The organism is [Clostridium] symbiosum, from assembly GCA_036419695.1.
Taxonomy (GTDB): Bacteria; Bacillota; Clostridia; order Lachnospirales; family Lachnospiraceae; genus Otoolea; species Otoolea symbiosa_A.
Window position 1 is genome coordinate 2591947 of record CP143946.1, and the last position, 25915, is coordinate 2617861.

Annotated in this window: 24 protein-coding genes; 17 read left to right on the forward strand and 7 right to left on the reverse strand. The window is 50.1% G+C overall.

What is annotated here, in order from left to right:
• Positions 1–19 precede the first annotated feature (19 nt).
• The 16 genes from V3C10_11955 (at position 20) to V3C10_12030 (ending at position 17703) form a co-directional block, all read left to right on the forward strand.
• The gene (locus tag V3C10_11955; protein ID WVP64483.1) at positions 20–1417 is read left to right on the forward strand and encodes an RsmB/NOP family class I SAM-dependent RNA methyltransferase; all 1398 of its coding nucleotides are present in this window, start codon (positions 20–22) and stop codon (positions 1415–1417) included.
• Complete coding sequence (locus V3C10_11960; protein WVP64484.1) at positions 1417–2151, forward strand: pseudouridine synthase; 735 nt, start codon at positions 1417–1419, stop codon at positions 2149–2151. The genes V3C10_11955 and V3C10_11960 overlap by 1 nt, the downstream gene beginning before the upstream one ends.
• Positions 2152–2186: 35 nt before the next feature.
• Positions 2187–2864, forward strand: a complete 678-nt coding sequence (locus tag V3C10_11965; protein WVP64485.1) for an HAD family phosphatase — start codon at positions 2187–2189, stop codon at positions 2862–2864.
• A 14-nt stretch (positions 2865–2878) separates the two neighbouring features.
• The gene (locus V3C10_11970) at positions 2879–4810 is read left to right on the forward strand and encodes a YgiQ family radical SAM protein (GenBank protein ID WVP64486.1); all 1932 of its coding nucleotides are present in this window, start codon (positions 2879–2881) and stop codon (positions 4808–4810) included.
• A gap of 6 nt (positions 4811–4816) precedes the next feature.
• A complete protein-coding gene (locus tag V3C10_11975) occupies positions 4817–5626 on the forward strand; it encodes an SDR family NAD(P)-dependent oxidoreductase (GenBank protein WVP64487.1) in 810 nt (269 codons plus the stop codon).
• Positions 5613–6182 carry an O-linked GlcNAc transferase-like protein gene (locus tag V3C10_11980; GenBank protein WVP64488.1) on the forward strand — a complete coding sequence of 190 codons (570 nt, stop codon included), beginning with the start codon at positions 5613–5615 and terminating at the stop codon, positions 6180–6182. Before V3C10_11975 ends, V3C10_11980 begins: the two co-directional genes overlap by 14 nt.
• Before the next feature lie 68 nt (positions 6183–6250).
• The gene (locus tag V3C10_11985; protein WVP64489.1) at positions 6251–7225 is read left to right on the forward strand and encodes an RluA family pseudouridine synthase; all 975 of its coding nucleotides are present in this window, start codon (positions 6251–6253) and stop codon (positions 7223–7225) included.
• A 16-nt stretch (positions 7226–7241) separates the two neighbouring features.
• A complete protein-coding gene (locus tag V3C10_11990; protein ID WVP64490.1) occupies positions 7242–7781 on the forward strand; it encodes a Holliday junction resolvase RecU in 540 nt (179 codons plus the stop codon).
• Positions 7782–8583: 802 nt separating this feature from the next.
• Entirely contained in the window at positions 8584–9816 is a 1233-nt protein-coding gene (gene pepT / locus V3C10_11995; protein ID WVP64491.1) for a peptidase T, read from the forward strand.
• A gap of 233 nt (positions 9817–10049) precedes the next feature.
• Positions 10050–11336: a GHKL domain-containing protein gene (locus V3C10_12000; GenBank protein WVP64492.1), complete on the forward strand. Its 1287-nt coding sequence runs from the start codon at positions 10050–10052 to the stop codon at positions 11334–11336.
• A gap of 96 nt (positions 11337–11432) precedes the next feature.
• Positions 11433–13184, forward strand: a complete 1752-nt coding sequence (locus V3C10_12005; protein WVP64493.1) for a phage tail sheath family protein — start codon at positions 11433–11435, stop codon at positions 13182–13184.
• Positions 13185–13237: 53 nt separating this feature from the next.
• Positions 13238–13666, forward strand: coding sequence for a phage tail protein (locus V3C10_12010; GenBank protein ID WVP64494.1), 429 nt, complete (start codon positions 13238–13240; stop codon positions 13664–13666).
• A gap of 374 nt (positions 13667–14040) precedes the next feature.
• Complete coding sequence (locus V3C10_12015; GenBank protein WVP64495.1) at positions 14041–14616, forward strand: biotin transporter BioY; 576 nt, start codon at positions 14041–14043, stop codon at positions 14614–14616.
• A gap of 61 nt (positions 14617–14677) precedes the next feature.
• On the forward strand, positions 14678–15361 hold the full coding sequence (bioD, locus tag V3C10_12020) for a dethiobiotin synthase (GenBank protein ID WVP64496.1): 684 nt from the start codon (positions 14678–14680) through the stop codon (positions 15359–15361).
• A 16-nt stretch (positions 15362–15377) separates the two neighbouring features.
• Positions 15378–16562, forward strand: a complete 1185-nt coding sequence (gene bioA, locus V3C10_12025; protein WVP64497.1) for an adenosylmethionine--8-amino-7-oxononanoate transaminase — start codon at positions 15378–15380, stop codon at positions 16560–16562.
• Between the two features lie 397 nt (positions 16563–16959).
• The gene (locus tag V3C10_12030) at positions 16960–17703 is read left to right on the forward strand and encodes a Sir2 family NAD-dependent protein deacetylase (protein ID WVP64498.1); all 744 of its coding nucleotides are present in this window, start codon (positions 16960–16962) and stop codon (positions 17701–17703) included.
• A 106-nt stretch (positions 17704–17809) separates the two neighbouring features.
• Here the strand turns inward: V3C10_12030 and V3C10_12035 are convergent, their stop codons facing one another.
• From V3C10_12035 to V3C10_12065, 7 genes are all read right to left on the reverse strand, one after another.
• Positions 17810–18496 (reverse strand): ABC transporter ATP-binding protein, encoded by a 687-nt coding sequence (locus V3C10_12035; GenBank protein ID WVP64499.1) that lies wholly within the window; start codon positions 18494–18496, stop codon positions 17810–17812.
• 21 nt (positions 18497–18517) lie between these two features.
• On the reverse strand, positions 18518–20992 hold the full coding sequence (locus V3C10_12040) for an FtsX-like permease family protein (protein ID WVP64500.1): 2475 nt from the start codon (positions 20990–20992) through the stop codon (positions 18518–18520).
• A gap of 100 nt (positions 20993–21092) precedes the next feature.
• A complete protein-coding gene (locus V3C10_12045) occupies positions 21093–22499 on the reverse strand; it encodes a HAMP domain-containing sensor histidine kinase (protein WVP64501.1) in 1407 nt (468 codons plus the stop codon).
• Positions 22500–23204, reverse strand: coding sequence for a response regulator transcription factor (locus V3C10_12050; protein WVP64502.1), 705 nt, complete (start codon positions 23202–23204; stop codon positions 22500–22502).
• A gap of 61 nt (positions 23205–23265) precedes the next feature.
• Positions 23266–24105 carry a hypothetical protein gene (locus V3C10_12055; protein ID WVP64503.1) on the reverse strand — a complete coding sequence of 280 codons (840 nt, stop codon included), beginning with the start codon at positions 24103–24105 and terminating at the stop codon, positions 23266–23268.
• Complete coding sequence (locus V3C10_12060) at positions 24077–24580, reverse strand: sigma-70 family RNA polymerase sigma factor (GenBank protein ID WVP64504.1); 504 nt, start codon at positions 24578–24580, stop codon at positions 24077–24079. Before V3C10_12060 ends, V3C10_12055 begins: the two co-directional genes overlap by 29 nt.
• 21 nt (positions 24581–24601) lie before the next feature.
• Positions 24602–24955 carry a hypothetical protein gene (locus tag V3C10_12065; protein ID WVP64505.1) on the reverse strand — a complete coding sequence of 118 codons (354 nt, stop codon included), beginning with the start codon at positions 24953–24955 and terminating at the stop codon, positions 24602–24604.
• Positions 24956–25231: 276 nt separating this feature from the next.
• Here V3C10_12065 and V3C10_12070 point away from each other — a divergent pair, with 276 nt between their 5' ends.
• On the forward strand, positions 25232–25801 hold the full coding sequence (locus V3C10_12070) for a hypothetical protein (GenBank protein WVP64506.1): 570 nt from the start codon (positions 25232–25234) through the stop codon (positions 25799–25801).
• Positions 25802–25915 lie beyond the last annotated feature (114 nt).

The following is a 25915-nucleotide window of genomic DNA, read 5'->3' on the forward strand; positions in this document are numbered from 1 at the left end:
GAATAAAGGAGATTATAAATTGGACTACAGAGAACTTCCGGCTGATTTTCTGGAAAAGATGAGAGGCCTTTTAAAAGACGAATTTGAGGAGTATCTGGCCTGTTTTTCGGAGCCTCCCCACTATGGGCTGAGGGTCAACCGGCTTAAATGTCCGCCCGGGGAATTTGCCGCGGCCTGCGGCTGGGAGCTTTCGCCGGTGCCCTGGATCGACAACGGTTTCTACTATGATAAGGAGTTAAAGCCGGCCAGGCATCCGTGGTATTATGCCGGCCTTTACTATCTGCAGGAACCGAGCGCCATGACACCGGCGTCACTTCTGCCGGTCACACCGGGGGACCGCGTCCTGGATCTCTGTGCGGCCCCCGGAGGAAAGAGCACGGAACTGGCCGCGAAGCTGATGGGCCAGGGCCTCCTTTTTTCCAATGATATCAGCAATTCCAGGGCAAAGGCGCTGCTCAAGAACCTGGAACGGTTTGGAGCCGGAAATATCTGTGTCTCCAGCGAGACGCCGGAGAAGCTTTCGATGCGGTTTGGGGAATTTTTCGACAAGATTCTGATCGACGCCCCCTGTTCCGGCGAGGGAATGTTCCGGCGCGACAGCGATATGGTCAAGAGCTACAGGGAGAAGGGGCCTGATTATTACAGTGAAATCCAGTATGGGATTGTCACGGAGGCCGTTAAGATGCTGCGTCCCGGAGGGATGCTCCTTTACTCAACCTGTACCTTTGATGAGAAGGAAAATGAGGGAACCATCCGGCGCCTGTTGAGTGAACACGGCGATATGCATCCGGTGCCGCTTGAAAAGCGGGAAGGATTTGCGCCGGGCATCGGGATACCGGAGTGTGTAAGGCTGTTTCCCCACAAAATACGCGGGGAAGGCCATTTTATCGCCCTCCTGAAGAAGGATGGGGAAGAAAATATGCCGGCCGGTGCCGGACAATCGGAAAAAATATCCGCCCGGGGAGGAAATGGCTGGCCGAAAGAGCTGGAACCGGTCCGCGATTTTCTCAATATGACAAAGGCGGACTGGGAACCGGAACGCCTGTATCAGGTCGGCGATACGGTATATTATCTGCCGGAGCCCTTTTCGGGGAAGGGGAAGGCGTATTTAAAGAATGTCCGCTATCTGAGGACAGGCCTTCTGCTGGGAGAATTGAAAAAAGGCCGTTTTGAACCGTCCCAGGCGCTTGCCATGTTCCTGAAGGCAGAGCAGTTTAAGGACAGCTTTCATATGGCCTCGGAGGATGAGCGGGTAATCCGCTATCTGAAGGGAGAGACGGTCCAGCTTACGGAGGATGAGGTCACGGCCGGAAAGGGCTGGTGCCTGGTCTGCGTGGACGGCTGGCCTCTGGGTTTTGCCAAACGCCAGGGCGGCATTCTCAAGAATAAATATTATCCTGGATGGAGGTGGCAGTGATGGCCGGTACAATCAGGCTTGACAAATTTCTGGCGGAGATGAAAAAAGGGACGAGAAGCCAGGTGAAGGAGGCAATCCGCAAGGGGCGTGTGCTGGTGGATGGGGCAGTCTGCCGGGAGTCCGATTATAAATTTGACCCGGCTGCCGTGTCCGTTTGTATGGACGGAGAGGAAGTGGCTTTCTCTTCCGTCGAATATTTTATGCTTAATAAACCCCAGGGCGTCGTATCCGCGACGGAGGACAACCTGCATCCCACCGTCATTTCCCTGATAGGGGATGCGAAGAGGAAGGATCTCTTTCCGGTCGGACGGCTGGACATCGATACGGAGGGCCTTCTGCTGATCACAAATGACGGTAAACTGGCCCACGAACTCCTGTCACCGAAAAAGCATGTGGACAAGGTTTATTTTGCAAAGGTTAAGGGAAAACTGAGGGAAGACGTTACAGAGGCCTTCAGGAACGGAATTACGCTGGCAGACCAAACCACTGTACTTCCGGCAGAACTTCTGATAGAATCTTCTTATGAAGAAGACGGGGAACCGGTCTGTGAGGCCAGGCTCACGATCCATGAAGGAAAGTTTCATCAGGTTAAGAGAATGTTTGAGGCAGCCGGAGGACAGGTTGTCTTTTTGAAACGCCTCTCCATGGGGCCGCTGATGCTGGATCCGTTACTGGAACCGGGAGAGAGCCGTCCCTTGACCGCAGAGGAATTAAAGGCGCTTAGAAAGAGCTGAGCGGAGGAGAATGAACGATAAGGAGCTGTATATCGATGTTAGAAGGAAAAAAAGCGGCAATATTTGATTTAGATGGAACGCTGGTGGATTCCATGTGGATGTGGAAGGCGATTGACATCGAATTTCTGGGGCGTTTCGGCTACGGCTGCCCCGACGATCTGCAGAGAGCCATCGAGGGGATGAGTTTTTCGGAGACGGCCGCCTATTTTAAGGAGCGCTTTGCACTGCCGATGGAACTCGATGAGATTAAGGATATCTGGGTTAAGATGTCCATAGATAAATACCGCCATGAAGTGCCGCTCAAACCGGGGGCAAAGGCGTTTTTAAAGGAATTGCGCGGACGCGGTTTCAAGCTGGGAATCGCCACCAGCAACGGACGGGACATGGTGGACGCGGTGCTTGGCTCTTTAAAAGTGGAGCCGTATTTTGACGTGGTGACGACGGCCTGCGAGGTTGCCGCCGGGAAACCTGCGCCCGACATTTACCTGAAGGTATCGGACACCCTGAAGGTGTCTCCACAGCAGTGCCTCGTATTTGAGGACATTCCGGCCGGAATTCTGGCGGGCAAGAGGGCCGGGATGACGGTCTGCGCGGTGGAGGATGAATTTTCACTCGACTTAACCCAGGAAAAACAGTCCATGGCGGACTATTACATAAAAGACTATGAGGAACTGCTTATGAGGGAAACGTTTCAAACACAGGCAGACAGATAATTGGAGAAAATGTGATGATACATGATTATTTACCGATTTCAAGGGCAGATATGGAAAAACGCGGATGGGAAGAGTGTGATTTTATCTATGTGACGGGTGACGCCTATGTGGATCACCCGTCCTTTGGCCATGCCATTATCAGCCGTATCCTGGAATCACACGGTTACCGGGTGGGAATTATCGCCCAGCCGGACTGGAAGGACGCAGACAGTGTCCAGATTCTGGGAGAGCCGAGGCTGGGATACCTTGTTTCGGCCGGCAATATGGATTCCATGGTAAACCATTATTCCGTTTCCAAGAAAAGGCGCGCAAAGGATTCCTATACCCCCGGCGGCGTGATGGGTAAAAGACCCGATTACGCCACGGTTGTCTATTGCAACCTGATACGTTCCATATCAAAGAAACCGATTATCATCGGAGGAATCGAGGCCAGCTTAAGGCGCCTGGCCCACTACGATTACTGGTCGGGGAAAATGAAACGGTCGATTCTGCTGGATTCCCAGGCCGATCTGCTTTCCTACGGGATGGGCGAACGCTCCATTGTCGAGATTGCCGATGCGCTTAACAGCGGAATTGATATCAAGGATATTACGTTTATAGACGGGACGGTCTACAAGGCCGATTCACTGGCATCGGTGTACGATGAGGTGATGCTTCCCTCCTATAAAGATCTGACGGGGGATAAAAAAGAATACGCGAAAAGTTTTTATACACAGTACTCCAATACGGATCCCTTTTCGGGCAAACGTCTGGTGGAGCCATATGGGGAGCATCTCTTCGTGATCCAGAATCCGGCGTCGAAACCGCTCAGTGAAGAGGAGATGGACGATGTTTACGCCCTTCCTTATATGAGAAATTACCACCCTTCCTATGAGGCGGCGGGGGGGATTCCGGCCATCACCGAGGTGAAGTTCAGCCTGATCAGCAACCGCGGATGTTTCGGCGGCTGCAGTTTCTGCGCCCTGACCTTCCATCAGGGAAGAATTGTACAGACGAGGAGCCATGAATCGATTGTGGAGGAGGCAAAGCTTCTGACACAGGACCCCGATTTTAAGGGATATATCCACGACGTGGGCGGCCCGACGGCCAATTTCAGGCACCCGTCCTGCGAAAAACAGATGAAGGCGGGAGTCTGCCCGAATAAACAGTGCCTGTTTCCTAAACCATGTAAAAATTTAAACGCCGATCACAGCGACTATATTGCGCTGCTCAGAAAACTTCGTGATATACCGAAGGTTAAAAAGGTATTTATCCGCTCGGGCATCCGCTTCGATTATCTGCTGGCGGATCCGGGACATGCCTTTTTAAAGGAGCTGTGCCAGTACCATGTCAGCGGCCAGCTGAAAGTGGCCCCGGAGCATATTTCCGACAACGTGTTGAAGAGAATGGGAAAACCGGAAAACAGCGTATACCGGCAGTTTATGAAGGAATACGCGAGGATGAATGAGAAGCTGGGGATGAAACAGTTCCTTGTTCCCTATCTGATGTCCTCCCATCCCGGCTCGACGCTTACGGAGGCGGTGGAGCTGGCGGAATATCTGAGGGATCTGGGCTATATGCCGGAGCAGGTGCAGGATTTCTATCCGACGCCGTCCACGCTTTCCACCTGCATGTATTATACAGGATACGATCCGAGGACAATGGAGAAAGTCTATGTGCCGACCAATCCCCACGAGAAGGCAATGCAGAGAGCGCTGATCCAGTACAGGAACCCCAAGAACTATGAACTGGTCATGGAGGCCCTTAAGGCAGCCGGAAGAACCGATCTCATCGGCTTTGATAAAAAGTGCCTGATCCGGCCGAGACAGACGGGTTATCAGAATTACGGCAGAAAAAAAGAAGATGGGAAACCGGATGGAAGAGCCGGCAGAAGGCCGGACGGAAAAGCAGCCAAACCGGTAAAGAAAAAGACCATCAGGAATGTGCATAAAAAATCAGGAAGGTGATACGGAATGAAGATAGCAATAGTAACGGGAGCTTCCTCCGGCATGGGCCGGGAGACGGCGGTACAGCTGGCGGATCGCTTTGCCGGCTTTGGAGAAATCTGGCTGGTTGCCAGAAGAATGGACCGGCTTATGGAGCTGGAAAAACAGCTTCCGGTCCCGGTTCGGAAATTTGCGGTTGATCTCACGGATGAGACCCAGCTTTCCGAGCTTTCCGAGGCGCTTAGGAGGGAACAGCCGGATGTCAAAATTCTGGTGAATGCCTCCGGTTACGGAAAGATAGGCAGCGTCGGAAGCGTTGCATTAAAGGATGAGACGGGGATGGTGCGCTTGAACTGCGAGGCTCTCTGCGTCGTCACCCATATGGTTCTGCCTTATATGAGCAAAAACAGCCGAATTATCCAGTATGCGTCCTCGGCGTCCTTCCTGCCGCAGCCCGGCTTTGCCGTTTATGCGGCGACCAAGGCTTTTGTCTTAAGTTACAGCCGCGCCCTCGGTGAGGAACTTAAAAAGCGCGGTATCTATGTCACGGCGGTATGTCCGGGCCCGGTGAAAACCGAGTTTTTCGATATAGCGGAGACAACGGGACGTATTCCGCTCTACAAGCGCCTGACCATGGCGGATCCGGTGAAAGTGGTGAAGCTGGCGGTGCGTGACAGCCTGATGGGAAAGCCGGTCTCCGTCTACGGGTTTGTGATGAAAAGTTTCCGTCTGATGTGCAAGGCCGTGCCGCACAGTCTCATTCTTAAAATCATGTCATGCATTTCACCAAAACAGGTGGTAAAACCGGAAGAGGAGAACGAAAGTGAAAAAAAGTAAAAAAGGGGAGTACGGCTACCGTACCAGTTTTAAGAGAAAGCATATTTTCCTGATATCGATTCTGGCCGCGTTTATTATCGCTCAGCTTGCGGCCCGTTATTTTACGGACAGCCAGGCGGTTAAGAATATTCTGACCGTCATGGCCGTCGTCACGGTGCTTCCTGCCGCGAACCTGGCTTCACCGCTGGTGGCGATTATGAAATACAAGACACCGTCCAGGGAATTCTATGAAAAATACTCCGTCTATGAAGAGAAATTTCCGATGCTCTACGACATGGTGCTGACAACGAAGGACTACGTGCTGCCGATGGACGCCGTAGCGGTCCATCCGACCGGCATTTATGCCTACTGCATCAATCCCAGGGTGAATATCCAGGAGGCCGAAAAATCGTTAAATGATATCCTGGTGTCCCAAAGGCTGGATCCGAATATGAAAATCACTAAGGAACTGAGCACATTTGATAAAAGGCTTAAGAGCCTGAAACCGGCCTCCGAGTACGAGGACGACGGAAGTGTGGAGTACGCCGTCAACACGATGAAGAGCCTGTGCATGTAGGAAACTGCGGCGGTAAATACATAAGCGGACAGTAAAGTAAGAAGAGACGAAACGGAGAAATAAAGAGGATGCAGGTCGTAAAAATAACAAAAAACGAAGCCGGGCAGAGGCTCGATAAATTGCTTTACAAGTACCTGAATCTGGCGGGAAAAAGTTTTATCTACAAGATGCTGAGAAAGAAAAACATCACCCTGAACGGAAAAAAATGCGATGGCTCCGAGAAGCTTTCCGAGGGCGACGAGGTGAAGCTCTTTCTTTCCGACGAAACGATCGAAAAATTTTCCGAAGTAAAGATTCAAAAGGTGAAGAAGACAAAGCTCGACGTGGTATATGAGGACAATGATATTATCCTGATTAATAAACCGGCCGGAATGCTGTCCCAGAAAGCGAAGGACAGTGACGAATCCCTGGTGGAATATCTGATCGATTATCTTTTGGACAGCGGACAGCTTACCGGGGAAGAGATGCGCCAGTTTCGTCCATCCGTCTGCAACCGGCTGGACCGAAATACCAGCGGCATTGTCATAGCGGGTAAGTCGCTTCCCGGCCTGCAAATCATGTCGAAGGCCATTAAGGAGAGAACCATCGGGAAATACTATCTCTGTATCGTAAAGGGAAAAGTGGATGGGACGAAGGAAATCTCTGGTTTCCTGAAAAAAGACGAAAAGACCAACCAGGTAAAGGTTTTAAATCACGAAGAGAAGGACGCGCTGCCCATCAGGACGCTGTACCGTCCACTTTTAAGCGACGGTAAACATACACTTTTAGAGGTAAAGCTGATCACGGGGCGCTCCCACCAGATCAGGGCGCATCTGGCCTCCATCGGCCATCCGATCGCCGGGGATTACAAATACGGAGATCCGAGGCTCAATGCCGCCGTGAAGGAAAAATACGGTGTCAAATCCCAGATGCTCCATGCCTGGAGGCTCGTAATGCCGTCCCGGATGGAGGAGCCGCTGTCCGGTTTAAGCGGCCGGGAATTCACGGCAAAACCGCCCGCGGAGTTTGACGCGATGACGACGGAGATGGAGAAAAAGCAATAGCAGGAGAATATCACGAATGGGAACCTGGAATACAAGAGGCCTCCGCGGATCGACGCTGGAGGAGCTCATCAATCATACAAACGACAGTTATCGGGAAAAGAGGCTGGCGCTGATCCAGAAGATACCGACCCCGATCACGCCGGTCAGCATCGACAAGGAAAGCCGCCATATCACAATGGCCTATTTTGACCAGAAGAGCACAGTAGATTATATCGGCGCGGTCCAGGGGGTGCCGGTCTGTTTTGACGCCAAAGAATGCGCGGTGTCGACATTTCCCCTTCAGAACGTCCACGCCCATCAGGTTGCCTTCATGGAAGAATTCGAAGAACAGGGCGGCGTCGCCTTCATCATCCTTTATTTTACCGCAAAAGATGAGATGTACTATGTCCCCTTCCGGGAACTGAACCGGTTCTGGATGAGGATGCAGGAGGGGGGAAGAAAGAGCTTTACATATGACGAGCTGGATAAATCCTGGAAAATCAGGAGTTACCGCGATATCTACGTGAATTATCTGGAACCGATCCAGAGAGATTTGGAGATGAGAGATGAGGAATGAGAACCCCGCCGTTAGGTCGGGGTTCGGGATGGTGAGAGGGTGTATATTGAGTCTTCAGTCCCGGTTTATAGGTTGTCGCGGGTGGGGAATCAGGGCAGAAAAAGTTCCTGCGGGAAACGCTTGCGCTCTTTGGAGTACATAGTGGTACTAACCTCGGAAAGACCTCGGTAAGTACCAATGAACTCCCAGGTTCCCTCCGGAATCTTTTTCTCCCTTCTTCCCCACAGGAAGGTTATGGCCCGGGACTGAAGACGCGAAGGTTTTCGCCACCCGAACCACGGCCTGCGGCCACTGATTTGTTCTTATACCTTCCCCGCGCTTGACAAAAGAGACAATCATCCCCTGAAGCCGGCGGACGGGGCAATCACCTACGCTGAGTCTTCAGTCCCGTCGACAACCTGCCCGGGGGAAGGAGGAGAAAAACTTTCCGGAGGGTGACCTTGAAGCCCGCCGGTGCTTAGCGAGGTCCCTCACGAGCTTAGCATCCGCTGTGCGCTTCACAAGCGGGAGCGTGTCCCCGCAGGAATTTTTTTCTCCGTATTCCCCCTCACCACAACCTATAAACCGGGACTGAAGACTCATAAACACCCTCCCACCACCCCGTCCGCCGTCTTACAGAGGCGTCCTCGCATCTCAATTAAATCTCTAATATCCCTTTTTTCCTGAAGAAATATGTAGTATAATATCTGATGTGTGTGGACATGAGCTGCCGTTCGCGGACCGAGTTTCCGGCGGGAAAGCAAATTGCAGCGATAACCGTAATATATGGAATTTCTTTCAATAAAAACTATGAGGTGAAGGTATGAGCAAAGCAGCAGATCGTTTATTAAAGTACGTCTCCTTTGACACTCAGTCAAAAGACGAGATGGAGCAGGTTCCGAGCACGGAGAAACAGCTCGTGCTGGCAAAAGAGCTGGTGAAGGAACTGGAAGAGATGGGGGCATCGAATGTCCGTTTGAGTGAGAATGGCTATGTCTATGCGACAATCGGGGCAACTACGGATAAGAAAGTGCCTTCTCTGGGGTTTGTCGCCCATATGGATACTTCTCCGGCCCTGTCCGGCAAGGATGTGAAGGCCAGAATCGTGGAGAATTACAGCGGCGGGGATATTGTTCTGAATGAGGAAAAGGATATTGTCATGAGGGTGAAGGATTTCCCATTCCTGGCGGACTGTGAAGGGAAAGACCTGATTGTGACCGACGGGACAACACTGCTTGGCGGTGACGACAAGGCGGGCGTAGCCGAGATTATGACAATGGCCGCATGGCTTTTAGAGCATCCCGAAGTGCCGCATGGCACAATCCAGATTGGCTTTACTCCGGATGAGGAAGTTGGCCGAGGCGCTGATTTCTTTGATGTGGAAGGTTTTAAGGCGGATGTGGCTTACACGGTAGACGGAGGTCCTTTAGGGGAGCTGGAGTACGAAAACTTCAACGCGGCATCCGGCAGAGTCTATGTGCGCGGTGTTGGAATCCATCCGGGCGGAGCCAAGAACATGATGAAGAGCGCCGTTTTAATCGGAATGGAATTCCAGAGCCTGCTTCCCGTTTTTGAGAATCCGATGTACACGGAGGGTTATGAGGGCTTTTTCCATCTCGACCAGTTTGCCGGAGACGTGGAGAATGCCAAGATGGATTATCTGATCCGCGATCACGATATGCAGAAGTTTGAGCAGAAAAAGAAATTATTTGCCGCAGCCGCAGACTACCTGAATAAAAAGTACGGCGAGGGGACCGTTGAGGTCAAGATAAAGGACTCCTACTATAACATGAAGGAAAAGATCGAACCTTACAAATACCTGATCGACATTGCCAAAGAAGCGATGGAAGAGAACGGCATCACTCCAGAGATCTCTGCGATCCGGGGAGGCACAGACGGAGCCAGGCTGTCCTATATGGGGCTTCCATGCCCGAACCTCTGCACGGGCGGCTATAATTTCCATGGAAGATATGAATTTATTCCGGTCCAGTCCATGGATAAAGTAGTGGATCTGCTGCTGACGATTGTAAATAAATTCGAGGCGCTTGGAAAATAGGAAACGTTTTAATTTCCGGATACCGGATGACAGCGCCTGATAGCTAAATACAGACTGAAAGACAGAAAAAACTCTGCACCGAATCGGGCTGCAGAGTTTTTTATATGGAGAAAACCGAAAAACGTTCCAGATGGAATAGAAGACCTACGGGTAAAAAACTTGCCAGTGCCATCCCCAAAAGATATAATGGAATAAAATGACAGACAAGTGCGATGAAGAAACGGGAGGAAATCATGACGCTGAATGAAATATTTGAAATCTGCAATACCCTGATTACCACACCCTTATCTTTTTTTCAGGTTTATATGCTGACGAAAGACTGGCGTTATTCCCGTAAGAAAACCATAAGTATCGGCGCGGCCTCAATTTCAGCTCTGCTGGCGCTGGATTTTCTGGTTTGCAGCCGCATGGGGGTCAATAGAGCAAGGGATATTGTGTCCGTGCTTAATTTTGCCACCCTGTTGTTTCTTTACCTGTTTCTTCCCAGGTATCAGGGAGGAAAATCTATCTTTATCTGCTTCAGTGTATCTTTGTCTATGTTCATCGGAAACGCCATAGCGGAAATCTTCGGCACTACGGTCATAGCATACAGGCTGCTGATTAAATCTGCCGTTTATCTTTTCATGCTGATCATTACCTATCATTATTTCCGCCGTCCCTTTTTTACGGTCATGGATGGGATCGAAACGGGATGGCACAGGCTGTCTGCCATCCCTGTCATGTTCTGTATTTTATTGGGGAGCGTATTGTGGTCAGGAAATATGTACCATGACCGGGAAGTGAAGATGATTGGGCTGGTGCTCTGTTTTGCAGCCGGGATCATCTATGTGGTGCTGTATTTTACTTTTTGCAGTATACAGGAGCAGTACAGAATGAAGTCCGGTTATGATCTTTTGCAGGCGCAGATGTTTTCTCTCCAGAAACAGCTTGAAATTGCCAGGGAATCAGGAAAGGAACTGGACATTCTCCGCCACGATATGCGCCACTATATCATGCTTTTATCGGCCTGCGTGGAGCAGGGGGATTTGAAGGAGGCGGGAGAACTGATGAATTCACTGGAACTGTCCTTAGAATCGGTCAATAAAAAGAACAGGACCTATACGGGCAATATCCTGATCGACTCCATTCTGTCGGAGTATGAGGGCCGTGCCGAAAGCAGCGGTATCCTCTATGATGTTCTCCTGACCCTTCCTGAAACGCTTCAGAATGATCCGATTGAATTTGCCGTTGTCATCTCCAATGCGCTTGAAAATGCCTGCATCGCCTGCCGCAAGATTCCCGAGGGAGAGGAACGCATGATTAAGGTCAGGGGCAGAATGGAGGGGAGGCAGTTTTTTCTGGAAATCGCCAATACATTTACAGGTACGGTAAGAATCGATGAAGAAAAAGGGCGGCCGGTCACGGAACAGGCGGGGCATGGGCTGGGGACACAGAGCATTGCGGCTTTTGCAGAGAAAAACCGTGCATATCTGAGATACAAGGCCACGGACGGCTGGTTCTGCCTGCGTCTTATTCTCTGAATCTATCATCATTATCAGGAATTCATTCATAGGGGGATATTTCTTTTCAGGGAAAAAGGACAGCTGCCGGTAAAAAGAAGATGAAAGGAGAAAAATATGGCAGAGTATTTATCACCAGGCGTTTATGTGGAGGAGTTTGATTCCGATGCAAGACTGACAGAGGGTGTTGGAACCAGCACGGCCGGTTTTATCGGTGTGGCCGAGAGAGGGCCGGTTGAAGGCTCTCCCAGGATGATTACAAATTTTGCGGAATTTATTAGGAATTATGGAGGTTATCTTCCGGCATCTGTGTTTGGCAATTACCGGTTTCTCGCTTATGCTGTGGAGTATTTCTTTCGCAACGGAGGGTCGCGTTGTTTTGTGATGAGGGTGGCGCCGCAGGATGCGGTCTGCGCCGAAGGAGCCGCACCGGCAGGGGAGCCCCCGGTCCTATCGCTGAAAGCCAAAGAACCGGGTCTCTGGGGGAACGGCATAAGGGTGTCCATAGTTCCGTCCAGTAAGGCGAAAACCCAGATTTTAGAGGTGATTGAGACGGCGTCCGGTAAGTGCTATACTGTCAAGAACGGATCCGGATTTATGAAAGGAGACGTCGTTGCATTTTGCGACGGTACGGAGACGGTAATAAACCGGGTAGTTAAGAGCCGTGATAATATTCTGATCTTTGAGAAAGAGTTTGAAGAGGACGTGGTGGATAAGAGTCTTTTACCCGGGAAGACTATATCCACTTGTGAATTTTCCATGGAAGTCCGTTATAAAGACCAGGTGGAGAACTATGACAATCTCTCATTCAACAGGGAGGCGCCGGGCTTTGTGGAGACGGCTAAATCCAATCTCGTATCCGTCATGTATATGGGGGAGACGGAAGAGAAGATAAAAACCCCATTTGAACGTCTGCTGAAGGGGCAGGAGGCGGCAGTGTCCATCAGTCTTTCCGGAGGGAGCAATGGAAATGTGTTGGAAATGAAGGCAGATGATTTTATCGGCGAGGATAAGGGCGTCGGGAAGAGAACCGGAATACAGGCCTTTCTGGATAATGATACCGTATCCATCATGGCGGTCCCGGGAATCACCGATCCCAAGGTGCAGCTTTCCCTTGTGGCACATTGTGAGAATTTGGCCAGCCGTTTTGCTGTCCTTGATATTCCTCAGGATGCCAGAAAAGTACAGGATATCAAAAACCACAGGGGTATCTTTGATTCGTCTTACGCGGCCCTTTACCATCCGTGGCTGACTGTTTATGATTCGCTGGACAAGAAAAATATCCAGATACCGCCCTCCGGTTCTGTGGCTGGAATATATGCAAGAAGCGATAATGAGAGAGGCGTCCATAAAGCGCCGGCCAATGAGTTGGTCAGTGGCTGCGTGGGTCTGGACATACAGTTTACAAAGGGGGAGCAGGACATTCTGAATCCGGAAGGCGTTAATTTAATCAGGTCGTTCCCGGGACAGGGAATCTGCGTCTGGGGAGCCAGGACGGCCGGCAGCGACACGGCATGGAAGTATATCAATGTAAGGCGCCTTTTTATTTTTATTGAGGAATCCATAAAAGCCAGTACTAACTGGGCAGTATTTGAGCCGAATGATGAAATACTCTGGAACAGGGTCCAGAGAACCATTGAGGCCTTTCTCACCAGCCTCTGGAGAGACGGAGCCCTTGCTGGAACTACAACTGATGAGGCGTTTTGTGTCAACATAGGAAAAAGCACAATGACTCAGGATGATATTGACAATGGAAGGTTAATCTGTGTGATTGGAGTTGCTCCTGTCAAACCTGCTGAATTTATAATTTTCAGAATTACCCAAAAAACGGGTGATTCCAGGCAGCAAGAGGAGGCAATGGAGCGTTGAAAGTGCAATAGTATTTGAAACACAGAAAAAAGAAATGAGGAAGGGGCATTATTATGACAGTATATCCAAGGGCGAAATTCCGTTTTAGGCTGGAAATCGATGGACTGGAGGCGGGAAAATTCAGTGAGGTTTCCGGTTTCGACGCGGCGGTGGAACCGATTGAGTACAGGGAAGGAGATATGGCGGCAGGGACGCCGATGAAGGTGGCGGGACTGCGTAAATATGGCACCATCACCCTGAAGAATGGGGTGATCGAAGGAAAGGACGTTTACGGCTGGATGGAGAAGGGGACAGCCGGTGAGGTGGAGAGAAAGACCGTGACTGTAAGCCTGCTCGATGAGATGCAGAATGTGGCTGCGGTGTGGAAGATTACCAACGCATGGCCTGCCAAATATTCGGTGCCTGATTTCAATGCAGACTCCTGTGAAATTGCTGTTGAGAGCTTGGAGCTGGCCCACGAGGGTCTGGTAAGGGAGTCATAGATGATACATCGTTTGAAAAGTGCTGCTGCGACCTTTGTGCCGGCAGCACTTTTCGTAATTCTAATTCTAATTCTAATATTGAATCCAACATCAAATCCAACATCAAATCGAAAGCCAATTCTAACTCCAATACTGAAACCAATATAAAATCTCAGAAGAAACTCTCAGACGGTGAACAAAAGGCGTTCCCTGGCAGTATTTTCATTTCTCAATTATAATCCTGCTTTATGATTAAAAACTATTTGTTAACCATAAAAAATAAAATGTTGACAATTTGGCCTGCAATTGGTAAGATTTATCTAAATGTGAACCTATATTGAAAATAAGTTTACATTTGGATAAATCTAATCAAACAGGAACTAAAGGAGGAGAACATGTTACAAAAAGCAGAGAAAACCCTGAGGTACTCACCAGTACTGAATCTTACCTATACGGCGATGTTTACAACGCTGATCGCGGTAGGGGCGTTTATTAAAATTCCGGTGCCCGTGGTGCCTTTTACGCTGCAGTTTCTATTTACCATGCTTGCGGGGCTTTTGCTGGGAGCCAAAAACGGGGCGGTCAGTGTGGCTCTGTATATGGCGCTTGGTCTTGCGGGGCTGCCTATCTTCGCGGAGGGCGGAGGAATCTGGTATCTTTTAAAGCCGAGCTTTGGCTATCTGATCGGCTTCTGTCTGGCCAGTTATGCGACGGGAAAGATGGCTGAACGCGGGAATCCGCTGACAATGAAAAAACTCCTGGCAGCAAACTTTACGGGGCTTTTCATCGTCTATGGGGTGGGGATGGTTTATTACTATATTATCTGTAATTTTGTGATAAACACGCCGATAGGAGTATGGCCGCTGTTTCTTTACTGTTTTATATTAGCAGTCCCGGGAGATATCTGTTTATGTATTTTGGCAGCTTATCTGGTAAAGCGGATTCAGCCGGTTATGAAACGAATGAGATAAGGCTAAAAGAAGGCAGATTCCACCAAAGCGATGAAAGAATTACAGGATGAGGTGACTAAATATGAGTAAAAATATCTTTATTACGGGAACCGGAACAGACATCGGGAAAACCTTTGTGACGGGCCTGATTGTGAAAAAGCTGAGCCAAAGCGGGAGAAACGCGGCATATTATAAAGCGGCTATGAGCGGGAACAGCCGCGGCGGAGACGGAAATCTGATTCCGGGTGATGCGTGGACCGTAAAGAATGTTTCGGGAATTGCCCAGCCGCTCGGGGAAATGTGTCCTTATGTATATGAGCTTGCATATTCTCCCCACCTTGCTTCCAGAATCGAGGGAAATCCGGTTCGGCTGCAGGTGGTCAGAGAGGGCTTTGAGGCTGTCTGCCGCAATTACGACTATGTAACGATGGAAGGGAGCGGCGGTATTGTATGTCCGGTCTGCTTTGATGAGGCCAGAATCCAGCTGGAGGATATTATCAGAGAACTGAAGCTGTCCTGCCTGATTGTTGCAGATGCGGGACTCGGCACAATTAACGATGTGGTCCTTACCTGCGAATATATGCGCGCCCATGATATTCCGGTAAAAGGAATCATTTTTAACCATTTCCATACAGGGAATGTGATGGAGGAAGATAACCGGAGGATGTGCGAATCCATGACGGGACTTAAGGTGCTGGCCTGCGTCAAAGACGGTGATACGGAGCTTGACATGGACGCAGATGAACTTGCATCCCTGTACGAATAGGAAAGAAGGTAAAGAAATGATTTGGTATCCATATCAGCAGATGAAAACAATGAAGCCGCCCTACAAAGTCGTCAATGCGGAGGGCGTTTATCTTTACACGGAGGATCAGAAACTAATTGATTCCGTTTCCTCCTGGTGGAGCGTCATCCACGGTTACAAGCATCCGGCGCTGACGGAGGCAATCAAATCCCAGGCGGACCGGTTTGCCCATGTCATGCTAGGAGGACTGACCCATGAGCCGGTGGAAAAACTGTCTGAAAAACTGAAGGAGTGGCTGCCCGGGGATCTGGATTACTGTTTTTATTCCGATTCCGGGAGTGTGGCGGTGGAAGTGGCTCTTAAAATGGCGCTGCAGTTTAATACAAACCGCAAAAAGACCAGGAATAAGGTACTCTCCCTGACCCGCTCTTACCATGGGGACACGTTTAAGGCCATGGAAGTGGGAGACGATGAGGACTACCATTTTGCATTTGGGGAAAAGAAGGATGTGATTCATATTCCAACGGAGATTCCGGCCCTGGAGGAAGCGTTTAAAATGCATCATGATGATTTGAACTGTTTTATTGTGGAGCCGCTGCTTCAGGGCGCGGGGGGAATGCAGATGTACGATATCTCATTTTTAGAGCGGGCGAGGGAACTGTGCAACGAGTACGATGTACTCCTGATTTTTGATGAGGTCGCCACCGGATTTGGACGGACCGGATTCCGTTTTGTCGCAGATCTCGTATGCCCGGATATCCTGGTCCTGGGAAAAGCCCTGACGGGAGGGTATATCGGACATGCGGTTACGGTGGCGAACCATAAGGTATATCAGGGCTTTTACGGCGACGATCCCGCCCTTGCGCTGATGCATGGACCCACCTTCATGGGAAATGCCCTGGCCTGCAGCGTGGCGTTAAAGTCCATCGAGCTTTTTGAAAAAGAGGATTACATATCAAAGATCAGCCGGATTACCGATATTACCCGGAGGGAGATGGGAGGCTTTACGGACAGCCGCATAAAAGAGGTTCGTATCATGGGAGGCTGTGTCTGTGTAGAGGTCCATGATCCTGCCGTGTTGGAGGGATATCAGCAGTTTGCATACGAACGGGGCGTATTCAGCCGTCCGTTTTTAAATTATATGTATGCGATGGTTCCCTATATCATCACGGAACAGGAACTGGTGAAGGTGCTGGATACGATGAGAGAGTGGTTCAGGTAAAAAAATATGATATGGAAGGAAGGGCGCTGTCTGCACGGATACAGCGCCCTTCTTTTCGGGGAATGCATCGGATTTGAGGCCATTGATAGTTACTGTTCACAGGTAGTATTCCGCGAGGTGTTTTTTGTGAGTGGAGCGCAGCGAAAGTCACAGACAGCGGGCCCCCTTGGGTCAAATCCGAGGGTTGCGGCGCGACGCAACGAAAAGTGCGCGATGCGGACTTTTCATTACAATCAACGGCGTTTTTTGCCGTTTCTGTGCATCGCGCAGCGTGTTACTGGGCACGGAGTGAACAGTAACCATTAATGCCGGGGACATTCATCTAATGCCGGGCTTGCGGGTGATATGGCAAAATGTTATAATAAAAGAAGGTGATAGAACCGAAGGGGGCATTGCTATGAAGAAAAAAATTGAACGGCTAAAGAGAATTCTGGAAGAAAGTACGTACACTGTGGCGCTTTGCGGCTCCGGCATGATGGAGGAGGGCGGATTTACAGGGATAAAAAAGCAGGATAAAGCCTACGACATAGAAAGCCGCTACGGCCATTGCGTGGAAGAGCTGTATTCGGCTACCTTCTATAATACACGGCCGGAACAGTTCTTTGAATTTTACAAAAGTGAAATGCTTCATCATATGCCGCATGACACCGCTACCGGTCCGGCACTGGCGGCCATGGAGCGGGCGGGCAGACTTCAGAGCGTAATCAACAGCAACATCTATGACAAGCCGCGCAGGGGAGGCTGCGAACATGTAATCAACCTGCATGGAAGTATCTACCAGAACCAGTGTCCCAGATGCGGGAAAGAATACCCTGTTTCCTACATAATGAATGCAAAACACGTACCGCTTTGCGAAGTCTGCAGGATCCCCGTCCGGCCGATGATTTCCCTGTTCGGAGAGATGGTGGACAGCCAGAAGATGACAAGCACCACGGAGGAGATTACAAAAGCCGATACATTACTGTTGCTGGGGACGACCCTTGCTTCCGAAGTGTTCCATCATTACATTCAGTATTTTGAGGGAAGACATCTGGTCATTATCCATAAGCAGAAGCACTATCTGGATGAGAAGGCGTCACTGGTGATACTGGATCATCCGATGAATGTACTGCCTCTTCTTGGATATGGAAAAGAGGAGTAAAGTACGGAAGATAGTTCATGATTTTACGCCGGGGCCGTTATAAGGCCCCGGCATTTTTCGATCCGTTCGGAGGAAAAGCGGAATGACATGTGCTATTTTACCTTCTTTATTTTATTTTTCCATCCTGCACGGTAATGATCCGGCTGCTGTTTTCAGCCGCTTCGGGGGAATGTGTCACCATGATGATTGTCTGGCCGGTGTTTTTGTTAATCTCTCTCAAAAGATTCATAATCCCGGCCCCGGTCCGGCTGTCCAGATTTCCCGTAGGCTCGTCGGCAAAAAGAATCTCCGGGCTGTTAATCAGGGCGCGGGCAATTGCCACACGCTGCTGCTGGCCGCCGGATAACTCGCGGGGAGTGTGTTTCCTGTGTTCGGACAGGCCGACGAGACTGATAATCTGATCAAGCTGTTTTCGGCAGCCCCCTGTCTTTTTGCCGTCCAGAAGCAGCGGAAGCATGATATTTTCCTCTGCGTTCAGGTTAGGGATGAGATTATAGAACTGAAAAACAAAGCCGATTTTCTGCCGTCGGATGCGGCTCATTTTTTCGTCCCCCAGACGGGAAATATCCGTGCCGTTCAAAAGAACCTGGCCGCTTGTGGGAACGTCCAGGCCGCCAAGAATATAGAGCAGCGTACTTTTTCCGGAACCGGACGGCCCCATGACGGATACGAATTCCCCCTGCATAACCTGTAACGAAATATCTTTGAGTACCTTTATGGTTTCGCCGCCGAGACGAAACTCTTTTACAATATGTTTTCCCTCCACGGCAATGTTTGCGGCTGTCTGTTTCATAAAACCTCCTGTTATTGTATATTATTCAAATTTGATTTCCTCCACCAGTTCCATACTGCGGCTCTTAAAAACAAGAACAACGGAGCCAAGCAGAGTCACAATCATTCCCATGATACCGGCGCGCAGGAAGATAGCGGCATCCAGTTCCGGCGCCATTGAAATTTTTGGTCCGGCCACAAGGAAAATGGTCTGAATTTCCATGCAGGAAACAAAAACCGCCAGGGCCGCCCCAATAAGACCGGCCGAAAATCCCTCAATCACCGTTATTTTTATATTCTGCCGGTTGGAAAGCCCCACCGACTTGTACATGGCAATGCTCCGCCGTTTTTGGATGCAGTTGATCAGCAGGTTATTAATAACGCCCACGGCCGCCAGCAGGAAAATAAAAAAGGTCATGGTGTGCATGGGCTGCAAAAAAGCTCCTACGGTAGACAGGGCGTCCGCGTTAAATTCCTTCACCGTCCGGCTCCAGTTTGGTGTTTCGCCGAACAGAGCGCGGATTTGCACCATAATTGCTTCGGGATCTGCGGCGGTATAGGCAAGGAAACCATAGGAAGGAGGGCTGAAATCGGCTGTGGCATATGTGGAAGAAATGACCGCCTCTACATCCGTAGCCCTTGATTTGAAGCTGCCGACTACAAGATAATTATTCTGTCCGGCACCGCGGGACAGGGGAAGTGTATCACCGATGGAAAAGCCGGTGCGTTCCATGCAGCTTTCACTTAACAGAACGGCCCGTCCGCCGTCAAAGGCTGTAACCGCTTTTTCTTCCATCCCTCTTTCCGTATATTGGAGCGCCAGCATGGAGCTGTACCTTTCCAGATGATCGGTTGCTTCCAGACGGCTGAAGGTCTTGCCGTCCGCCTGTATTTCATTTTTATACACGTAAAGGGGAAGCACTTTTTCAATCCCCTCCATTTCCTTAACCTGTTCAATAAATTCCGGTTTCATCTGCCCATCCGCAAAGCCCTGAATTTCAGCGTCCCTGAATACGTCGCCGATGTAGGCGGTCACGAAATCCCCCACGGCGGTGATGGCGATTACAGCGGAAATGCTGATAAAAAGCAGCGTGATATTCTGCGAAGTATTCCGGTTGCCCCGCATATTCCGGGCGGCAAGCCATCCCTCGTTTCCCAGGACAGCGCCGTAAAGATGTTCCAGGCCCGCCGCGCTCATGTCCGTCAGTAGCGGAACAAGCAGAATGGTTGAGGCAATCAGCCCCAGCAGGGAAAATCCGCCGGCCGGATACAGCGCTTTTGGAGAGGCCAGTTTCGGCAGAAGCACTGAGATTATAAAAAGCGCAATGCCAGTTCCCACCGTATAGCGCCGGGGGATATGTTTTTCTTCCACGCTGCCGAGCACAACATTTTTAATCGGCAGCCGGCTTGCCCGGTGCACCGGGAGCCATGCGGAGAGCAGGGATACCATTACCGCAGCCGCAAAGGAAAAAATGATACTGAACAAAGAGACGACAACCGGAATCTCGATTCCCTGCGAAAGGGATTGTCCCATTCCCCGCAGAATCAGTTTCAGGACGAGTATGCCCGCCGGAATGCCCATCAGGCCGCCCATGACTCCGTACAGTGCGCTTTCCAGCAGTAGAATGCGGGTCACGGCCCTTTGCGTTGCCCCGATACTGCGGAACGTGCCGATTACGGGCAGGCGGTCCAGGGTAATTACCTTGTAGCTGCTGTAAATGATGAAAACACTCACCGTCAGGGAGAAAAAGCTGATCAGAAAAAACGGCATGGATTTTTGCCGTGCATCCGCAAAGAGCTGCGCCTCGTCAACCACTTCGGACACACGGTATCCGCCGTCAGGCAGAACCGCCGACAGCTCGTGTTTCAGTTCCGAGGCAGAAATCCCTTCGGCCGGCTTAATTAACAGTTCGGTGTATCCGCCCTCCCGGCCTGACAGACCGGACAGGGTGGACAGGGGCAGAAGAGCGGTCGCCCCTCTTGTATGCCGGAGAAAAACCGTATCATAGGCGGCAACTGCCTCCACGTCGAAAGGAACCGGCTGCCCGTTAATCTGCAGCGTAACCGTGTCACCCGCCTCAATCCCGTATTTTAATGTAAAGCGGTCCGGTAAGATAATTTTATTGCCGGTGAAACCCTCAATTTGTTCCCCGTCTACGAATCGGGGAGGGTTGATTTGGTTGAGCAGGGCCAGATCGGCCGCTATCAAATCAATGGTTTCATAATAACCGTTCTCGTGATAAAGGGCAGTCCCCTTCAGCACCCCGACAACGGCGTCCACCGACGGCAGTTCCGGCAGGATGCCGATATCGACATTTCCCTCAGCCGCGGTTACGGACAGGGCTGCGCTTCCGGCCATCCCGCGGGCCATTTTCCTCTGTGCGCTTTCATACGATGCGCCGATGGAAAACGACACCAGAAGAAGGGTGGAGGAAAGTAAGACGGACAGAAGCATGACAGCGGTCCGCATTTTTCTTTCTTTGACGTTTGTGAGAATATATTTCCAGATGATTTTCAAAATAAGACCTCCTTGAATGCAGAAAAAAGGTTGGCAGCTATCATTAAAATAATAATAGTCTGCCAACCTTAATCTGCTTTTCAGGCAACCTTAATTAACCTTAAGGGGATGGAAATTCGATCTGAAATGTGGTTCCGGCCATTGGGATACTGGAAACAGAAATGGAGCCGCCGTGCAGCTCAATGATATCCCTGGCGATTGCAAGGCCCAGGCCGCTTCCTTCCGGCTTCTGTCCCGTATCCGTCCCTCTGTAATAGCGGTCAAAGAGATGTTCCGCCATCTCCGGTTCCATGCCCGTTCCATTATCGGCAACATAAATGTTCAAAGAGCCGGAGAAGGATACGCGCAGCGAGACTTCGGTATCTTCTTCGCCATGTACAAATGCATTGATGATTAAATTCCGAAAAGCCCTTGTCAACAGAGTCCGATCAAAGGAGTAAGGAATCATTTGCCCGGAACTTTCGAAATGGATTGTGCGGTTTTCATATTCCGGAGTATTCAGAATGGTAATTGCCAGCTCTTTTAGAAAACGGACGATATCCGTCTCCTCGCGGTTTACGGGCAGCATTCCGTTTTCCAATTGATAGGTCAGTTTCAGATCATCCATAAGAGTTTCCATATAAGAAACATTTTCCAGTATGATACCGGCATAACGCCTGCATTGCTCACCGTCCCCGCCGGTTTCCAGCATGATCTCCGCATATCCTTTGATGGGGGAGAGCGGCGTTTTCAAATCATGGGTGATATTGGCAATCCATTCCTTACGCATTTTTTCCGTCTGTATCCGCAGATGATCGCCGGCCCTGATTTCTTCGTCCAGCCGGTTCAGACCGTCATAGAGATCATGGAACACCCCGTGATCCTGAACCGGAAGATAGCTGCGGACGCTGATATCCTGAATGGCAGACGTCAGCCGCTTCATTGCGCCTACCGTAAAAAGACCGTAGAGAAGGCCTGAGATAAGCACAAGCAGAAGCAGTGCCGACAAGACGGGTAAAATGATGGTTTTACCGCCCGCAAACCGCTCTCCGTTGACATACATTGTAACGCTGGAAACATTCACGGGAAAATATAGGATGTAGATATATTCTTCTCCTGCGGCTCGGACCGTTCCGGTAAAAGCGGCTGTTTCGCCGCCGCCTGATTTCCCTGACTGAAAGAGCCGCAGCAATTCCGGGCCGGAATAGGAGGTACCTGCCTGTTCTGGTTTCCGGCAGCCGAACACTTCACGGCCGGTGGAAGCTAAAATCTGGATGCCGATGCCATTGTCCTGCAATAACGCCATCCCGGCCTGTGTAGGCTGCGGCGCGCCGTCGATCCATATAATCTGTTCTGCGAAATCTTCTGTAAACGTTTTGGGCCAGTCACTTCTTTTCACTGCGCCGTCGGGCGTCCGGATGGAGAGCGTCATGAAGAAAAGGCAGACGGCAAGCAGGAGCGCCGCAAGCAGAGACAGAAAGAAAATCAGATAAATATGGAAAATTGCGCGATAGCCTGAGCGTCTCATCTAATCAATCCTTTTTTTGAGCTTATAGCCCAAACCTTTCACGGTGATAAGCTGCCGGGGGGCAGACGGCACGTCCTCAATTTTCTCCCGCAGGTGCCGGATATGGACCATAATCGTGTTGTCGCAGATACTGCTGTAGTCGCCCCAAACCTGTTCGTAAAGACGCTCCTTGCTGATGATTTTATCCGCATTTTCCATGAGATACGATAAGAGCAGGAATTCCCGTCCCGTCAGTCCGAGTTCCCGTCCGTCTTTGAAGGCGCGGCCACTTTCCCTGTCAAGGGTGAGCGGTCCGGCGGTCAGAGGGGCCGTGCCGTTTTCAGAAATGGCCGTCTGATACTGCTGGCGGCGCAGCTGGGCTTTGATACGGAATACCACTTCGCGGGGACTGAACGGCTTTGTGACGTAATCGTCGCCGCCGCAGGAAAGGCCGAGGATTTTATCTATGTCGTCGTTTTTAGACGACAGAAAGAGGATGGAGCAGTAGGAAAATTCCCGGATCTTTTTGCAGACCTCCAGACCGTCTATATCGGGCAGCATAATATCCAGAACAATGACCTCAGGCTGAAATTCCCGGCAGATGATTAGCGCTTCCATGCCGGTGCAGGCTTTTTGAATCGAGTGAAATCCGTCTTTTTGCAGCACTTCCTCCAACAGATCTACAATATCTTTTTCATCGTCAACCAGTAAAATTTTATAATCCATTTTACACCTGCTTTCTTTTCTGCGCCAATCTCCGGGCTGTCGGGCTGTTTAGCTCTGTTTGTCAGTTATGGCCGTTGTGATGCTTATTGTGGCATTTTCCACGGGTGTCAGGGATACAGCCGTCGTCTGTGGAACCGGAGGCGGCATCCGGGTCCGTCTGTCCGTCCAGGCGCTTCCCGTTCTGTTCCGCCCTGTGTTCACAATGTTCCGTATGCCCTCTGATCTCTTTCATGGACTTATCCTTGAACTCATCCAGGGTAGCCATGGGATCCACATCCAGAAGTTCCTGGATGGCGTAATACTTGCCGACGGACATACCATGGCTGTGTGCCTCGCTGCACATATGGCTGTCTACACTGGCATATTCCGCAGTTACATTCCCATGGCACTGTTCTAAGGCGGTATCGACGGAAGCCTGAAGATTTTCCAGGAGCCGGCTGTTTCCATTTCTGTTTTCCAGGGTGACGGATACCACGGCGTTATTTTTCAGATAAGACTGCATGGCCTCACTGCCCAGCAGGCGTTCCATGGCCTCCCCGTATTCCAGATGCTTCAGGGAGACTTCCCGGAGCACATTTTCTCCGTCCGCCCCGTAGGGAACCTCGTCCACGACCCTTCCCCAGCGGTTGATATCCAGTTCAATACTGGGATTGACATCAATGCTGATGGTGGCGGCCTCGGTATAATAGAGCTTGTAGCCTCCGAACCCGCTTCCCACAAGAAGCATGAGACAGGCGGCGGAGATGGCCCATTTCATTCCGGGTGAGGTGAAACGGTGTTTCCTGTGCGTTTTTTTCTGCTGTTTTCTTCTCATTCCGCCGACAACAGCCGCGCGTGTGCGTTCTTTCAGCGCATCATCACATTTAACGGCGTCAAATGCGTTTTGGATCTTCTGTTTCACCTTCCTCACCTCCCAGTCTGTTTTTCAGTTCCGCTTTGGCTCTTGCCAGATGCGTATATACCGTATTGACATTCTTATGTAAAATACCTGCGATTTCCACGGAGGAATATCCCTCGTAATAATGCAGATAGATCAGGATTTTATATTTTTCAGGAAGCTGTATCACGGCCTCCAGAACCTCGGAATGTTCGTCACCGTCCGGCGCCGCCGTGGCCATGGCCTCCTCCAGGGAACAGGTATTGCGGCGGAAAAAACTGCGCAGCACATCCTTGCACCGGTTGACGGTCACTCGGATCAGCCAGGCTTTTCTGTGCTCCTCAGACTGAAAGGGTTCGGAAAAAAGGGCGTATTTCAAAAATACATCCTGAAATACGTCCTCCGTATCGCTTTCATTTTTCATATAGACAAAGCAGATATGCTTCACCATATCGGCATATTGGCCGATTGTCTGCTCTACATCCGATTCCTGCCGCATTGTTTCTCCATAAAGTAATTTTTATCTGTGATGTGAGCCGCAGCCCTGCCTGTTGTGATGGCCGCTGCGGTTCCCGCTTTCACTGTGATGACCGTTGGAACTTCTGCCGTCCGAATTGCCGGAGGCTGAAGCAGCCGGAGAACCTGCGGATGAGGAGGCGCACCAGCTATGTGTACCGTCGGGGCACACCCAGTTCCCGTCCTCGGACCAGTGGCCCTCACAGTCTCCGTGGTCATGAGTGGTACAGTATTCATAACCGGTACAGTCTTCGTATCCTCTCGGACAGCTCCACTCGGCTCCAAACGCCAGGCTGCTGCCTGCAAATACCAATACGATTCCAGTTGCTGCTGTTGCCATTATAGTTCTGATTTTCATTATTTTCAATCTCCTTCTTTCATTCATTTCAATTATAATACGAATGGGGCAGGGGAATCCTTTCAAACTGGTAAAATTTTTTAACATAAGTGACGAAACGGATGTTATATGTTAGAATTACAGGAATAGAGACAGGTTCCAAGTCATTAAAATGCGGCGGACGGATTTCACTTAAAGATAACCGGAACGGAAAAGCCGGGCGGGCGAGAAGCGGGAGGGAGAAACATGATAGGCAGGGGACGGCTGGTTTAAGTTTGTCAGATTGATGATGTGAAGGTGATAATAAATGGCCTGAAACAACGCGGCGTGAATGTGGATATATTGCTGCAGAGCAATATCACATATGAAACACCGGAAATAATTAGTATTCAATATTGTATTTTTGGCACAATCGGTGACGATGAGCTTGACTACAGCGGTATAAACAGAAAATACGTAACCACGACCATTGACATAAAGCAGGTTAAAAGGATTACCCTGACGGATATCATCGATATCAATAAGTTGTACGATATTATAATAGAAAACGGATTCGTGGCAAACGATTGGGACAGCGGAGAAACTGTAAGAGCCGATTTTTTAAACATGCCCAAAGAAGACTGCATGGCGCTTCTCAGAACGTCAGACAATCTTCAGACGGTATTCGGCATGGAAAATACAGGGATTTTTAGCGCTGTCCATGAAAAATCACTGTGTATCTATTTTCAGCCTGAGTTCTTTGGAAAAGGACCTAAGAGTGAGGAACCCAAGCTGTATATCTCCTTAGAGAATATACATAAGGATGTTAAACTGGATTATTGGGATACCGTCTATAAAGGGGTTACACATGTAGAATGGATAGGATAAGCAGGGGAACGGATAATTTCCGCATTTGAGTATGCAAAAACCAATCGGTGTGTAGACGGCTTATCTAAAAAATCTGATACCGGCGGATATATCGGATGAGTTTGCTGTTTACCG

What these genes read in the sequence shown, in the direction of transcription:
- V3C10_11970 (WVP64486.1), top strand. Translation starts at nt 2,879, where the DNA reads ATGATACATGATTATTTACCGATTTCAAGGGCAGATATGGAAAAACGC.
- V3C10_12035 (WVP64499.1), bottom strand. Translation starts at nt 18,496, where the DNA reads ATGAAACAGACAGCCGCAAACATTGCCGTGGAGGGAAAACATATTGTA.
- V3C10_12015 (WVP64495.1), top strand. Translation starts at nt 14,041, where the DNA reads ATGTTACAAAAAGCAGAGAAAACCCTGAGGTACTCACCAGTACTGAAT.
- V3C10_12045 (WVP64501.1), bottom strand. Translation starts at nt 22,499, where the DNA reads ATGAGACGCTCAGGCTATCGCGCAATTTTCCATATTTATCTGATTTTC.
- V3C10_12005 (WVP64493.1), top strand. Translation starts at nt 11,433, where the DNA reads ATGGCAGAGTATTTATCACCAGGCGTTTATGTGGAGGAGTTTGATTCC.
- V3C10_12010 (WVP64494.1), top strand. Translation starts at nt 13,238, where the DNA reads ATGACAGTATATCCAAGGGCGAAATTCCGTTTTAGGCTGGAAATCGAT.
- V3C10_11990 (WVP64490.1), top strand. Translation starts at nt 7,242, where the DNA reads ATGGGAACCTGGAATACAAGAGGCCTCCGCGGATCGACGCTGGAGGAG.
- V3C10_12050 (WVP64502.1), bottom strand. Translation starts at nt 23,204, where the DNA reads ATGGATTATAAAATTTTACTGGTTGACGATGAAAAAGATATTGTAGAT.
- V3C10_11985 (WVP64489.1), top strand. Translation starts at nt 6,251, where the DNA reads ATGCAGGTCGTAAAAATAACAAAAAACGAAGCCGGGCAGAGGCTCGAT.
- bioD (WVP64496.1), top strand. Translation starts at nt 14,678, where the DNA reads ATGAGTAAAAATATCTTTATTACGGGAACCGGAACAGACATCGGGAAA.
- V3C10_11965 (WVP64485.1), top strand. Translation starts at nt 2,187, where the DNA reads ATGTTAGAAGGAAAAAAAGCGGCAATATTTGATTTAGATGGAACGCTG.
- V3C10_12030 (WVP64498.1), top strand. Translation starts at nt 16,960, where the DNA reads ATGAAGAAAAAAATTGAACGGCTAAAGAGAATTCTGGAAGAAAGTACG.
- V3C10_11975 (WVP64487.1), top strand. Translation starts at nt 4,817, where the DNA reads ATGAAGATAGCAATAGTAACGGGAGCTTCCTCCGGCATGGGCCGGGAG.
- V3C10_12060 (WVP64504.1), bottom strand. Translation starts at nt 24,580, where the DNA reads ATGCGGCAGGAATCGGATGTAGAGCAGACAATCGGCCAATATGCCGAT.
- V3C10_12000 (WVP64492.1), top strand. Translation starts at nt 10,050, where the DNA reads ATGACGCTGAATGAAATATTTGAAATCTGCAATACCCTGATTACCACA.
- bioA (WVP64497.1), top strand. Translation starts at nt 15,378, where the DNA reads ATGATTTGGTATCCATATCAGCAGATGAAAACAATGAAGCCGCCCTAC.
- V3C10_11960 (WVP64484.1), top strand. Translation starts at nt 1,417, where the DNA reads ATGGCCGGTACAATCAGGCTTGACAAATTTCTGGCGGAGATGAAAAAA.
- V3C10_12065 (WVP64505.1), bottom strand. Translation starts at nt 24,955, where the DNA reads ATGAAAATCAGAACTATAATGGCAACAGCAGCAACTGGAATCGTATTG.
- pepT (WVP64491.1), top strand. Translation starts at nt 8,584, where the DNA reads ATGAGCAAAGCAGCAGATCGTTTATTAAAGTACGTCTCCTTTGACACT.